Origin of the sequence: Nonomuraea sp. 3-1Str (assembly GCF_031570565.1) — a bacterium.
GTDB lineage: Bacteria > Actinomycetota > Actinomycetes > Streptosporangiales > Streptosporangiaceae > Nonomuraea.
Map to the genome: position 1 here is coordinate 67,740 of NZ_JALHBK010000008.1, position 13,114 is coordinate 80,853.

13 protein-coding genes are annotated in these 13,114 nt (G+C 74.3%); 7 read left to right on the forward strand and 6 right to left on the reverse strand.

Features of this window, described 5'->3' with window-relative positions; genetic code table 11:
- Window positions 1–16: 16 nt before the first annotated feature.
- Complete coding sequence (locus MTP10_RS15325) at window positions 17–496, reverse strand: MarR family transcriptional regulator (RefSeq protein WP_310709851.1); 480 nt, start codon at window positions 494–496, stop codon at window positions 17–19.
- Between the two features lie 103 nt (window positions 497–599).
- Between MTP10_RS15325 and MTP10_RS15330 the strand changes: the two genes are divergently transcribed.
- Both MTP10_RS15330 and MTP10_RS15335 read left to right on the forward strand, forming a co-directional pair.
- Window positions 600–1,487 (forward strand): NmrA/HSCARG family protein, encoded by an 888-nt coding sequence (locus tag MTP10_RS15330; protein ID WP_310709854.1) that lies wholly within the window; start codon window positions 600–602, stop codon window positions 1,485–1,487.
- Window positions 1,488–1,509: 22 nt separating this feature from the next.
- Window positions 1,510–1,974, forward strand: coding sequence for a MarR family winged helix-turn-helix transcriptional regulator (locus MTP10_RS15335; protein WP_310709856.1), 465 nt, complete (start codon window positions 1,510–1,512; stop codon window positions 1,972–1,974).
- A 195-nt stretch (window positions 1,975–2,169) separates the two neighbouring features.
- On the opposite strand, the gene MTP10_RS15340 is transcribed toward MTP10_RS15335, so the two are convergent.
- From MTP10_RS15340 to MTP10_RS15355, 4 genes are all read right to left on the reverse strand, one after another.
- Window positions 2,170–2,598, reverse strand: coding sequence for a DUF5360 family protein (locus MTP10_RS15340; protein WP_310709858.1), 429 nt, complete (start codon window positions 2,596–2,598; stop codon window positions 2,170–2,172).
- Window positions 2,582–3,127, reverse strand: a complete 546-nt coding sequence (locus MTP10_RS15345; RefSeq protein ID WP_310709860.1) for a TetR/AcrR family transcriptional regulator — start codon at window positions 3,125–3,127, stop codon at window positions 2,582–2,584. Before MTP10_RS15345 ends, MTP10_RS15340 begins: the two co-directional genes overlap by 17 nt.
- 72 nt (window positions 3,128–3,199) lie before the next feature.
- Window positions 3,200–4,858 carry a 2-succinyl-5-enolpyruvyl-6-hydroxy-3-cyclohexene-1-carboxylic-acid synthase gene (gene menD / locus MTP10_RS15350; protein ID WP_310709861.1) on the reverse strand — a complete coding sequence of 553 codons (1,659 nt, stop codon included), beginning with the start codon at window positions 4,856–4,858 and terminating at the stop codon, window positions 3,200–3,202.
- A complete protein-coding gene (locus tag MTP10_RS15355; RefSeq protein ID WP_397334465.1) occupies window positions 4,855–5,748 on the reverse strand; it encodes an o-succinylbenzoate synthase in 894 nt (297 codons plus the stop codon). The genes menD and MTP10_RS15355 overlap by 4 nt, the downstream gene beginning before the upstream one ends.
- Window positions 5,749–6,151: 403 nt before the next feature.
- Here MTP10_RS15355 and MTP10_RS15360 point away from each other — a divergent pair, with 403 nt between their 5' ends.
- The 4 genes from MTP10_RS15360 to MTP10_RS15375 all read left to right on the forward strand — a co-directional run bounded on the left by MTP10_RS15360 (window position 6,152) and on the right by MTP10_RS15375 (window position 11,527).
- On the forward strand, window positions 6,152–7,297 hold the full coding sequence (locus MTP10_RS15360; protein WP_397334464.1) for an AMP-binding protein: 1,146 nt from the start codon (window positions 6,152–6,154) through the stop codon (window positions 7,295–7,297).
- Between the two features lie 129 nt (window positions 7,298–7,426).
- A complete protein-coding gene (locus tag MTP10_RS15365) occupies window positions 7,427–7,801 on the forward strand; it encodes a hypothetical protein (RefSeq protein ID WP_310709863.1) in 375 nt (124 codons plus the stop codon).
- Window positions 7,802–7,978: 177 nt separating this feature from the next.
- Window positions 7,979–9,442, forward strand: a complete 1,464-nt coding sequence (locus MTP10_RS15370) for an RNA polymerase sigma factor (protein ID WP_310709865.1) — start codon at window positions 7,979–7,981, stop codon at window positions 9,440–9,442.
- A gap of 399 nt (window positions 9,443–9,841) precedes the next feature.
- Window positions 9,842–11,527, forward strand: a complete 1,686-nt coding sequence (locus MTP10_RS15375; RefSeq protein WP_310709867.1) for a TIGR03618 family F420-dependent PPOX class oxidoreductase — start codon at window positions 9,842–9,844, stop codon at window positions 11,525–11,527.
- A 342-nt stretch (window positions 11,528–11,869) separates the two neighbouring features.
- Here MTP10_RS15375 and MTP10_RS15380 read toward each other — a convergent pair whose 3' ends face one another.
- Window positions 11,870–12,268, reverse strand: a complete 399-nt coding sequence (locus tag MTP10_RS15380) for a hypothetical protein (protein WP_310709868.1) — start codon at window positions 12,266–12,268, stop codon at window positions 11,870–11,872.
- 113 nt (window positions 12,269–12,381) lie between these two features.
- Here MTP10_RS15380 and MTP10_RS15385 point away from each other — a divergent pair, with 113 nt between their 5' ends.
- Window positions 12,382–12,942, forward strand: a complete 561-nt coding sequence (locus MTP10_RS15385; RefSeq protein ID WP_310709869.1) for a TetR/AcrR family transcriptional regulator C-terminal domain-containing protein — start codon at window positions 12,382–12,384, stop codon at window positions 12,940–12,942.
- Window positions 12,943–13,114: the final 172 nt, after the last annotated feature.

Here is a 13,114-nt window from a genome sequence, read left to right on the forward strand (position 1 = left end):
CGGCATCCCGGGAGCTTCAGGCCGGCTTCGGCCGGGAGCGCAGGCGATCCATCTGGACGTGACTGAGGTCGTGCGCCCGGCGCAGGTGCCGGGTGATCACCTCCAGCTCCTCCTCGGTGTGCTCGCCGTAGAGCGCCTGCCAGGAGGCGCCGAGGTCGTCCCAGAGCGCAGTGACCCGGGCCACGCGCTCGGGGACCGGGGCGACCAGGACGCGGCGCCGGTCCTGCCGGTCGGGCGTGCGGACCACGTAGCCCCCGCGTTCGAGCCGGTCGACCAGGCGGGTGGCCGAGCCGGCGGTCAGACCGGTCAGCTCGGCGATCTGCTTGACCGTGAGCGGCTCGGGCGCCGCCGTCATCAGGCTCAGGCACTGCACGTCGGTCGGATGCAACCCGAGATGGTCGGCGACGGCCTGGTTGAACAGCACATACGCCGCCATGTAGCGGCGCGACGCCATGGACAGTTCCTCGTACAGCCGCTCGCGACGCGTGCCTGTCATCGTGATCAGCTCCCAATAGCTGTGCGACGCAACTAGTTTCTGATAATCTAGTGCGTGACGCAGTTAATGCGCCACGCAGCTATACTACAACCTGGAGACCTCCATGCTCACTGTCGCCGTCACCGGAGCGACCGGCGCCCAGGGCGGGTCCACCGCCCGCGCCCTCCTCGACGCCGGCCACCGGGTGCGCGCGCTCACCCGCGACCCCGGCTCGCCCGCCGCCGAGGCCCTCAAGGCCCTCGGCGCCGAGGTGCGCCACGCCGACTTCGACGAGCGCGCCTCCCTCGACGCCGCGCTCGTGGGGGCCGACGCGCTGTTCGCGGTCACCACACCGTTCGGCACCGACACAGCCACCGAGGTCCGGCAGGGCAAGGCCCTGCTCGACGCCGCGGCGGCCGCCCGTCTCGGCCACGTCGTGCTCACCTCCGCCGCCCACGCCGACCGTGACACCGGCGTACCGCACTACGAGAGCAAGCGTCTCGTCGAGCAGCACCTGCGCGCCTCCGGCGTGCCGTGGACGGTGATCGCGCCGGCCGCGTTCATGGACAACTACGCCGGCGGGTGGACGCTGGACGGCCTGCGCGAGGGCACGTTCGCCTGGCCGATGCCCGCCGACCAGCCGCTTGCGCTCATCCCCGCCGCCGACATCGGCGCGTTCGCCGCGCTGACCCTCCAGCGCCGCACCGCGTTCACCGGCCGCCGCATCGACATCGCCTCGGACGAGCGCACTCCCCGCCAGATGGCCGAGATCCTCGCCTCCGCCATCGGCGCGCCGATCACTCACCAGGAGGTGCCCCTCGCGTACGTCCGCAAGCGGTCGGACGATCTGGCCGCCATGTTCGCGTACTTCACCGAGGCCGGCCTCGACGTGGACGTCGCCGGGCTGCGCCGCGACCACCCGGAGGTCGGCTGGCACGGCTTCGCCGACTGGGCCGCCGCCCAGGACTGGCCCGCCCTCCTGTCGTCCGGGACCACCGTCTCCACCCACTGAGTCCCCCGAAGGGAACGCCCTCATGAAACCGATCGGCTACTGGCTCAACCGCGCCGACCAGGCCCTCACCCGCCACATGAACGGCATGCTGGAGGAGTTCGGCCTCACCCGGCTCTCCTGGCAGGTGCTCAACGTCGTCCAGGACGCCCCGAACGCCACCGGAGCCCACGACGCCGTCCAGCGGGCGCGGGGCGTCACCGACGGAGAGGTCCTGTCGGTGCTCGCCGCCAACGCCGGCACGCCCGCGCTGACCGCCGCGATCGACGCCGTGCTGACCGGCGGCTGGGCGGCCCGCCCCGCGCCGGGCCGGCTCGTCCTCACCCCCGATGGCGCCGAGCGCCTGGCCCGTGTCGCCGAGCGGGTCGGCGCGTTCCGCGACCTGTCGATGACCGGCATCTCGCCCGACGAGTACCGGACGGCCGTCAGCGTCCTCGAACGCATGACGGCCAACCTCGAACCGGCGCGCGCTCCTCACCTACCGGCGTGACGGCCGGGCCTCCTGCCCCTCCGGTGCTCTCCGGCGCGCCGACCGGGCGCCACGTGCGGGGCGAGACGGAGCGCATCACCAACAGTGTCCACGAGGGAACCCGCGACTTGTCCGGACCCTCGTACGCGCTGACGATCACGCCGCCCAGTCTGCCGGGCGCCCCGACCAGCCCGCATCCGGATATGGCCGGGGGCGTCACCCGCCGGTGGCGGCCCTGCCGCGCGGCGCCACGACCAGGGCCACGATGGCGGGCAGCGGGAACAGCATGAGGTAGAGGTTCGGGATCCACCAGGCCAGGGAGAAGTCGCCGCGCAGCGTCCAGAACGCGATCGCCATGAGCCCGGAGGCCATGGTGAGCACGAGGGACACGAGCATGAGCGGCACCCCGGCCCCCGAGGACGGGGACGCCACGCCTGAGCGTGCGAGAAGCCAGAGGCTCGTCAGGCCGGTGGCGCTGGCCGCCAGGTCGATCCAGAGGAACGACCAGTTCCAGGCCACCATCACCGGGTCGGTGTACCCGGCGAAGGCCCACTCGGGCGGGATCAGCCCGAGGCCGGTGACGGTGAAATAGGCGACGAACCCGACGTCGGTCGCCAGCATCAGCGCCTTAGTCGCTCTGAGCACGCTCGATCAGCTCCATCAGGTAGGCGCGGGTCCGGGCGTGCAGCGCGGGGTCGGGCTCACCGAGGCCGAGCAGCCGTACGGCCCACCAGCCGTCCACCGCCAGCCGGACGGCGGTGGCCGCGGCGGGGTCCACGCCGTCGCGCGTCAGCCGCTCCTGCCAGGCGGCGAACCGCTCGCGCAGCGGCTCCAGGCCCGCCGGATCGACCAGCACGCCGGCGAGCAGCGCGGCCGTGACCCGGTCGGGCGCCTCCGGGGTGTGCGCCTCGGGGACGGTGGCCTCCACGTAGGCGCGCAGGAAGTCGCCGGGCCCGTCGCCCGCCCGCGCCAGCGCCTCGTCGAAGGCGTCGGTGAGCCGCGCCACCATGGCCCTGACCAGCGCCTGCTTGGTCGGGAAGTGGTAGAACAGCCCGCCCTTCGACACGCCCGCGCGCTGCGCGACCGCCTCCAGCGTGAGCGACTCGGCCCCGTCCGACAGCAGCACCTCGGCCGCCGCGTCCAGGAGCCGGTCGCGTGAACTCGGTCTCGGCATGCCCGAAACTATACAGGCCAGCCGGTACACTTTCATAGGCCCGGGAGGTCGGGGACCAGTCCGGGCGCGGGCTCAGGCGAGGGCCGCGCGGATCGCCTCCTGGGCGGCGTCCCGCAGCCGGGCGTGCACCGCCGCGTTCTCCTCCCGGTCCGTCCGCACCTCCACCACGCGCGGCCCGTCGCCCCGCAGCGCCTTGGACAGGTCCCCCAGCTCCTCCACCAGCCGGTACGGCGTGCCGGTCGCGGCGGCGACGTACCCGAGGTCCACCCCGTGCGGCGTGCCGAACACCCGCTCGAACGGGTCGCGCAGCGCCGCCTGCGGCAGCAGCGAGAAGATGCCGCCCCCGTCGTTGTTGACCACCACGAGGCACAGGTCGGGGCGCGGCTCGCGGGGCCCGAGGACGAGGCCGTTCTGGTCGTGCAGGAACGACAGGTCGCCGAGCAGCGCGTACGACGGCCCGTTGTGGGCCAGCGCCGCGCCCATCGCCGTCGAGACGGCCCCATCGATGCCGGAGGCGCCCCGGTTGGCCAGCAGCCGCAGCCCGCGCCGGGGCCGCATGGCCTGGTCGAGGTCGCGGATCGGCATGGACGACCCGCAGAACAGCAGGGACCCGTTGGGCAGCGTGTCGGCCAGGTCGCGGGCCAGGCGCGGCTCGCTGGTGCCCGAGGTGTCGAGCACCTCGTCCACCGCCGCCCGCGCGGCCTGGTCGGCGTGGCGCCAGGCGTGCAGCCAGCCGTCGTCGCCGGAGGCCACCGGGATCTCCACGGCCTGCGCCACCTGGGTGGCCGAGCGGGTGGGGTCTGGCCAGCGGTCGAGGTCGGTGGCGACGACGATGTGCTCCTGGGCGCGCTTCAGCCACGACAGCAGCGGCCGCGACAGCCCCGGCCGGCCGAGCGTCACCACCACGTCGGGCGCGTACGTGTCGGCGAACTCCGGGGTGGCCAGCAGGTGGTGGTAGGTGGAGACGGCGTGGTCGCCGTAGCGTCCGCCGCCGTTGGGCTCCGACAGGACCGGCCAGCCGGCCATCCCGGCGGCGGCGACGTAGCGGCGCACGTTGGCCGCGCCGTCGCCGATCACGAGCACGCCGCGCCGGGTGGGCGGGATGTGCAGGGCGACGGGCGGCGGGGCGACGCGGGTGCGCACCCACGGCCCGGTCGCGTCGCCGTCGAGCGACTCGTTCCAGGTGGTGTCGCCGTCGGGGATCAGCGGCTCGCGGAAGGCGAGGTTGAGGTGGACGGGGCCCGGGGCGGCGGGGCCGGCGGCGCGCTGGTAGGCGCGGCAGGCCAGCGAGCGCCAGTAGGCGACCTGGCCGGGCCGGTCCTCGGGCGCTCCCACCTCGGCGAACCAGCGGACGGCCGTGCCGTACAGCTTCATCTGGTCGATGGTCTGGTTGGCGCCGGTGCCGCGCAGCTCGGGCGGGCGGTCGGCGGTGAGCACGAGCAGCGGGACGCCGGACTCGCTCGCCTCGATGACGGCCGGGTGGAAGTTCGCGGCGGCCGTGCCGGAGGAGCAGATCAGCGCGACGGGCCGCTCCGAGCGCCGCGCCAGGCCGAGCGCCAGGAACGACGCCGACCGCTCGTCCACGCGCACGTGCAGCCGTACCCGCGACTCGGAGTGCAGCGCCAGCGCCAGCGGCGCCGACCGGGAGCCGGGCGCGAGCACGACGTCGGTCAGGCCGCAGCGCACCAGCTCGTCGACAAGCACCGTGGCCAGCGCGGTCGCGGGGTTCACCGGGACGCCTCCTGCATTCGGCCGAGCCACCAGGGCGACTCGATGGCGAACTCTGAAAGGGCCCGCTCGTCCACCTCGGGCCGCCGCACGGTCAGCGCCCCGCCGACCGGCGTGAGGGGGTCGGCGGTGACGTCGCCGGCCAGGAGCGCCATCGTGCCCAGCCCGCACGCGTACGGCAGCTCGGGCAGCGCCGCGGCCAGCGCCAGGCCGGCGGCCAGACCCACGGACGTCTCGACCGCGCTCGACACGACGGCCGGCAGCCCGCACGCCTCCACGACGCGCAGCGCCTGCCGCACCCCACCGAGCGGCTGAACTTTGACCACGGCGATGTCGGCGGCCTCGGCGGCCCGCACGCGCAGCGGGTCCTCGGCGCGGCGGATCGACTCGTCGGCGGCGATCGGCACGTCGCAGGCCCGCCGCACCAGGGCCAGCTCCTCCAGGGTGGCGCACGGCTGCTCGGCGTACTCCAGGTCGAACCGGTCGAGCTCCTTCAGCCGCCGCACCGCCTCGTCGGCGCTCCAGGCGCCGTTGGCGTCCACGCGCAGCCGCCCGGACGGGCCGAGGGCGTCGCGCACGGCCTCCACCCTGGCCAGGTCGTCGGCGAACGGCCGGCCGGGTTCGGCCACCTTGACCTTCGCGGTGGCGCAGCCGGACGCCCGTACGAGCTCGAACGCCCGCTCGGCCGGGACGGCCGGGACCGTGGCGTTGACCGGGACGGTGTCGCGGACCGGCGCCGGCCAGCCCTCGAAGGCGGCCTCATGGGCGCACGCCAGCCAGCGGGCGCACTCGCGCGGCCCGTACTCGGGGAACGGCGAGAACTCGCCCCACCCCGCGGGGCCGCGCAGCAGCACGCCCTCCCTGACGGTCTGCCCGCGGAACCGGGTGGGCATCGGGATCCGGAACACCACGACGGCACGGGTCAGCTCCCGTGGTGCCCGGTCGCCCGGCTTGTCCCCTCCGCCGCCCGTCCTGTTCGCTGCGCCGCCCGTCCTGTTCGCTGCGCCGCCCGTCCTGTTCGCTGCGCCGCCCGTCCTGTTCGCTGCGCCGCCCGTCCTGTTCGCCGCGCCGCCCGTCTGCTTGGCTGCGCCGCCCGTGCCGGGCGTCACGCCCCCGTCCGCGTCCACGCCCGCGCTCCCGTCCGCGCGTACGTCCGCGCTTTCATCCGTGCTCTCGCCTGTGCCGCCGACCGTGCTGCCGGGTGTGCCGCCGTCCGTGCCGGGGCGCGCGTCCCGCCCTGCCACCGCCGCGTCACCACTGCGTCAGTACCGATCTGTCGCCACTAACCTTACGAGCATGCCGAGCACGTCGTCGCATCCGGACCGCCCGTTGCGGGCCGTCGTCATGCCGCCGGGCCCCGAGCTGTTCGCGGCGGTGCGCGACGCGCTGAGCGGTGACGGCCCGGCCGTGCTGCCGCTCGCCCCGGGCCAGGAGGCCGCCGCGATCGCCGCCCTGCGCCCCTCCGACGTCAACGGGCGGCCCCTTGACGGCGGCTCCGGCGTGCCGGCCGACGTCGCCGTGGTGATCGCCACCAGCGGCAGCACGGGCGCGCCCAAGGGCGTCATGCTCTCGGCGGCGGCCCTGCGCGCCTCGGCCGCCGCGTCCCTGCGCCGCCTCGGCGCGGCCAGGGGCGAGCGGTGGCTGTGCTGCCTGCCGCCCTCCCACGTCTCCGGGCTCCAGGTGCTCGTCCGCGCGCTGCTCACCGGGACCGAGCCGATCGTGCACGAGAGGTTCGACCCGGAGCGGGTGCTGGCCTCGGGCGCCGGCCACGTCTCGCTGGTGCCGACTCAGCTGCACCGGCTGGTCGAGCTGCGGGCCGACCTGTCGGTGTTCGCGACGATCCTGCTCGGCGGCGCGGCGGCCCGTCCCCGCCTGCTGGACGAGGCGCGTGACCTCGGCGCGCGGCTGGTGACGACGTACGGGATGAGCGAGACGAGCGGCGGCTGCGTGTACGACGGCCGGCCCCTCGACCACGTGGACGTCAAGGTGGGCGACGACGGCCGGATCCGCGTGGCGGGGCCGGTGCTGTTCTCCGGGTACCGCTCGGGCGAGCCCGTCCCGCGCGACGGCGACTGGTTCGTGACCTCCGACCTGGGCGAGCTGTCCGGCGGACGGCTGCGCGTGCTGGGCCGGGCCGACGACGTGATCAACACGGGCGGCGAGAAGGTCGTGGCGGGCGCCGTGGCCACGGTGCTCGGGGGCCACCCCGAGGTGGCGGACGTGGCGGTCGTCGGCCGGGACGACCCCGAGTGGGGCGAGGTGGTGGTGGCCGTGGTGGTGCCCGCCGACCCCTCCCGCCCGCCGACGCTGACGCAGCTACGCGCCTACTGCGCCGACCGGCTGCCCTTCTACGCCGCGCCGCGCGAGCTGCGCCTCACGCCCGGCCTGCCCCTGCTGCCCAACGGCAAGCCCGACCTCGTACGGCTGCGCTCGCAGATCTAGACACGCGCCCGCCCCGTCCGGCTGTGCCCGGCCGGTCGCGTGCGGCCTCTTCACCTGCGACGGAGCGCTCCCAGGAACCTGACGACCAGCCGGTGCGTCATAGTGGGGAAGAGCAAGGAGGGAGCCTTCATGGATCAGACCCGCAAGATGTGGGCATCCGCGGTGGTCGTCGGCGTCATCGTCGTCGGCGGCGTCTCGGTCGCGGCGGCCGCCTCGGCGGGCAGGCTCGAACAGGTCGCCAAGGAGACCAGGGCGGTGATGGAGGTGGACGGTTCCCGCGTGGCCGAGCTCGCCGGGGAGTCGGCCTCTCCGGAGTCCACGCCCGACGTGGTGGTGTCCAAGGATGTGAACCCCGACCCCGACGCGGTCCTCGACTACTGGACCGACGAGCGCATGGAGGGCGCCGAGCCCATGCCGATGCCCGAGGGCGAGCCCGGGAAGGTCACCGAGGGCCCCTCAGGAGTGACCCCCGACGGCGACCCGGGCCAGGTCAGCGGCTACTAGCCGCCCGCCCGGCATCCGTACGCGGGGTGGGCCGCCGAAGAGGCGGTCTGCCCCTTTTCGTCCCAACGGGAACAAATAACGGCAAATCGCGTTATTGATACTGGTGCGCCGAGCGGCACGTGCCGCCCCACCACAATCTGCCTGATTGCTTTGACTCCGTATGGAGGAGGTGTCCTCATGCCCCGAACCGCCGTGGCGACCCCACCCGCGACCCTCGACCAGCTCCTTGACCGAGGGCGAGGACAGGGTCACCTTTCTCTCGCGGAACTGCGTCACGCGTTCGCCGAGGCCGGGATCAATCCTGCCGAAGGCCGGTCGATCCTGCGCGAGCTCACCGAGGCGGGTGTCAGCCTGGCCGCGGAGGACGAGCCGTCCCTCGGCAGGCCCGCCCGCACGACCGCGAGGAAGACCACGACCAAGCGCCCGGCCAAGCCGAAGTCTACCGGCTCCGGCGTCGCCGAGTCCAAGACCGACATCTCGGCCGTTCCCTCGGCCGACTCCCCCGCCGACGACGACGCGCCCGTCTCCGCGAAGCCCACCGGATCCACCGGCAGGTCCACGACCCGATCCACCGGCAGGTCCGCGGGCGGCTCCACCACCGGGCCCGCGGTGAAGGCCGCCCCGGAGGTCCAGGCGTCCGCCGACGCCGAGCCGGACCCCGACGCCCTCGCCATGGGCTCCGAGGAGCCCGAGCTGGAGAACGAGGTCATCGACCTCGACGACACCCAGTCGGTCATGGGCGACTCGGTCCACACGTACCTCAAGTCGATCGGCCGCCGCACGCTGCTGACCGCCGCCCAGGAGGTCGAGCTGGCCCGGCGCATCGAGGCCGGCCTGTACGCCGAGTACAAGCTGGAGACCGACCCGACCCTGTCCCCCGCCGCCCGCGACGACCTCGACCTGGTCGTCCAGGACGGCAGGGACGCCAAGGACCACATGCTGGAGGCCAACCTCCGGCTGGTCGTCTCGGTCGCCAAGAAGTACACCGACCGCGGCATGTCGCTGCTCGACGTGGTCCAGGAGGGCAACCTGGGCCTCATCAGGGCGGTCGAGAAGTTCGACTACACCAAGGGCTTCAAGTTCTCCACGTACGCCATGTGGTGGATCCGCCAGGCCATACAGCGCGGCTTCGCCGACTCGGCGCGGACGATCCGGCTGCCGGTCCACGTGCTGGAGATGCTGTCCAAGCTGTCGCGCATCGAGCGCGACATGCACCAGCGCCTGGGCCGCGAGCCCACGCCCGAGGAGCTGGCCAAGGAGCTGGACAGGACGCCCGACCAGATCGAGGAGCTGCTGCGCACCAGCCGCCAGCCGATCTCGTTGAACGCGACGATCGGTGAGGACGGCGAGACCACGATCGGCGACCTCATCGAGGACGTCGACTCCCCCGAGGCGTCCGAGATCGTCGACCGCCAGCTGCTGGGCGACCAGCTGCGGGGCGTCCTCGACAACCTCTCGCCGCGCGAGTCGAAGATCATGGCGCTGCGGTTCGGCCTGGTGGACGGCAAGCCGCACACCCTCGACGAGATCGGCAAGCACCTGGGGCTGACCCGGGAGCGCATCCGCCAGCTCGAGAAGGAGTCGCTGTCCAAGCTGCGCCACCCGAGCAACACCCGCCCGCTGCTCGACTGGGCCAGCTGACCCCCGGCGGCATGCCGCCCGCCGTCACGCGCTGACGACGGCCGGTCAGGCCGCCACCCGACGCACCCCGAAAGCCCCGCCTCTCCGCGGGGCTTTCGTCATGCCCGCGCCCGCCCGGCCACACGGAGACGCGCCCACCCGATACGCCCTTGCCGGAGCCCCGCCGGATGCTGCTACCTTCGTTGCAGCCGCCCGGACCCGCCTCGGCCCGGGCCCGACGTTTCTCCTCCGCCCGGTGATGGGGGCGGCGGTGAGGGCGCGTGTCCCGTCCTCCCGCGGTCCTGGACGTCCCCTGGCGGGCCACGGGTCGCACCCCTTCAGTTCACCGCACCCCCGGCGGGGTGCCAGGCGCCGGCGACCCGAGGTGCCCGCCCCGCCCGGCGGCGACGAAGGACACCCATGCCGTCCGCCGCATCCGGCTACAGCGCTCTGCTGCGCACCCCCGGCGCCGCCGCCTTCTTCCTCACCGCCGCCGTGGGCCGCGTCGGCATCGCCATGACCGGCCTCGGCCTGGTCTGGCTGCTGCACGCCCGAACCGGCTCCTACGGCACCGCCGGCCTGGCCGCCGCCGGCTTCGCCCTCGCCGAAGCCCTGGTCGGGCCGCACGTGGCCCGCCTGATCGACCGGTTCGGGCAGACCCGCGTCCTGCCGTACTCCCTCCTCGCCCACGGCGCCGCCGTCGCGGGCGTCCTCGCGTCCGCCACTCCCGGTGCGGCCATCGCCGCCGCCACCTGCGCCGGCGCGGCCGTACCCCAGCTCGGAGCCCTCTCCGCCGCCCGCTGGGCGCACCTGCTGCGCGAGCGGCGGGCGGAGGAGTTACCCGCTGCCTTCTCCCTGGAATCGCTGGCCAACGCCACCGCCTTCCTCCTCGGGCCCGTCCTGGTCGCCGCGCTCGGCGCGGTCGGCGACTCGACGCCGGCCAGTGCCATCGCCGCCGTCCTGGTCATCGGCGGTGGAGGAGCGCTGGCCGCCCAGCGCCGCACCGATCCGCCGCCCGCCCGCGAGCGCATCGGTCACGCCGCGCGCGAGCGCATCGGACACGCCGCGCGCGACCGCCACGCCTCACCCACCGCGCGTGTCGATCGCGCCGCGCACACCGCGCACGCCCACCCAGGGCGGACACTGCGGCGGCCGGCCTTCCTCCTCCTGGCAGCGCTCAACCTGGCCATCGGGCTGTACTTCGGCACCATGGGGGTCGCGGTGAGCGCCTTCGCCGTCGGACACGGCATGCCCGGCGCGGCCGCGCCGATCATGGCCGCCTCCAGCGTCAGCGGGCTGCTCTCCGGCTGGCTCTACGGGCTGCGCCGGCACCGCGCTCCGGAGGGCCGCCAACTCGTGGTCGCCACCGCCTGGCTGACGGCCACGGGGCTCCTGCTTCCCCTCGCGCCCTCCGCGCTCTTGCTGGGCGCAGCCGTGGTGGTGACGGAGGCGGCGGTGCCGCCCACGCTCGTCCTGCTGAACGTCCTGACGGAGAAGGCCGTCCATCCGGCGGCCCGCACGCAGGCGTTCACCTGGAACAACTCCGCCGGGGCGGCCGGCTCGGCGCTGGCGGCGTCCTTCGCCGGCCGCGCCGCCGACGGGCTGGGCCCCTCCGCCGCCCTCGCGCTGGCCCCCGCGGCCGGGCTGCTGCTCCTCCTCCTGGCCTCCGTACTGCGGCGTGACGTTAAGCTGCCGATCATGAGCGTCACCCTCAGCGACTCCGCCAAGCAGATCCTCGACGCCGCCAACATCGGCGTCCTCGCCACCCTCAACCCCGACGGCAGTCCGCAGACCTCGGTCGTCTGGGTCGGCACCGACGGCGCCGACGTGGTCATCTCCTCCCAGGCCGGAAGGCGCAAGGTCGTCAACCTGGAGCGGGACCCGCGCGCCAGCCTCAGCGTGTTCGACCTTTCCGACCCTGAGAGGTACGTCGAGATCCGCGGGGTGGCGACGGTCACCGAGGACGAGGGCAGGCGGCTGGCGGTGGAGCTGGCGGAGAAGTACGAGGGCGAAGGGGCCGGCGAGGAGTACCTTCGGCTGCCTCCGGAAGCGGTGCGCGTGGTGATCCGGATCACGCCGCAACGGGTGGTGGGCAACGCGGTGTGACAGCGCGTGCGGCGCGGCTCGCAGGCGAAGCCGCCAGGGCCGCCGACCGGCGCGCACGGGACCGCGGTCCCTCCGGGGCCGACGCGCGGACCGAACGGGTCGCGCGCTATCGAACCGCCGGCCCGCACCACCGGGCTGCCTTGCCGGACCGGCAGTGCGGACCGGCAGTGCCAGGCCGGCAGTGCCAGGCCGGTAGTGCCAGGCCGGTAGTGCCGGGCTGGTGGTGCCACGCCGGTAGCGCGGACCGATAGTGCCGGGCTGGTAGTGCAGTGCCAGGCCGGTAGTGCCGGGCCGCCTCGCCGGGCCGCCTCGCGTGGCGGGCGTACCCGTCGGAACGGGGCGCTAGCGGACCGCGGGGACCGGGCGCGGGATGCGGGGGATGCCCCACATGCGGTTCTCCTCGCGGAGCGTGCGCAGCCGGTCGACCTCGGCCGTCCACATCGCCCCCGCGGGCGTCGCCTTGGCCTTGCGGCGCGCGATGCGGTCGTCGTACGCCCGGACACCGAACGTGGACCGCTGCCCCGCCTCGGCGCCCCGCAGCGCCTCGGTCAGCGCCTTGTCGAACGCCAGACCGGCGCCCAGCAGCTCCACCTCGTCCGCGTCGGCGGCGCGCAGCTCACGCAGCGTCCGCTCGGCCTGCCTGGCCTTCTCCAGCAGCTCGGGATAGCTCTTGGAGATCTCCAGATCCGCGTGGTAGCGGACCTCGGCCTCCCGGCTCACCCGCGGACGGAAAAACGCCATCGGCTCTGCCCCTTCGCGCAAGTCGCTCTGTTGTTCGCGACAAGGGTACGCCTCTCCGCGACACACCACGTCATCGGACCACGGCAACCGCCTTTACATAGTAAGATCACCGCATGCCCGCCAAGAGGCCGCCCGTTCCCCTGTCCCGTGAGCGCATCATCGAGACCGCGCTGCACATCGCCGACACGCAGGGCCTGCGCCGGCTCACCATGCGCCGGCTCGGCGACGCCCTGCAGGTGGAGGCCATGGCCATCTACCATCACCTGCCGCTCGGCAAGGAGGCGCTGATGGACGCGCTGGCCGAGCACGTCACCGCCATCCACGTCGAGCCCGGGACGACGTGGCAGGACACCGCCCGGGCGTGGTGCCGGACCGGCCGCGAGCTGCTGCGCGACCACCCGGGTGTGCTGGCGCTCGCGCTGACCAAGCCGCCCAAGGGCGGCACCGCGATCTCCATCCGGGAGCAGACGGACCAACTCGCCGAGGCGGGCCTGCCCGACGCCGCCGAGGCGGTGCGGACGCTGCGGGCCTTCGTCTTCGGCAGCGTCGCGGTGGAGGTGCAGCAGTCGGGCTGGGCCGACCCCGAGGTGGACGAGTGGATACGCCGCGACGAGCGCGCCGACGCCGACTTCGAGCGGGGCCTGGACGCGCTGCTCAAGGGCCTGCCCGCCTAGAAGCGCCGCTCCGGCCCGCCGCGCTCCCCCCACCGCCGGCGGCCCGGAGCTCGCCGGCCGCCGTCCCCGCACGAAAAGGCGGCATTCGTCGAGATCTCGCGCAGCGATCGGGCAAAGGGTTGCGAACCTAGTGGCGTGTCGAGCTTGGACCGTTATCCTGCATAAGGCACGC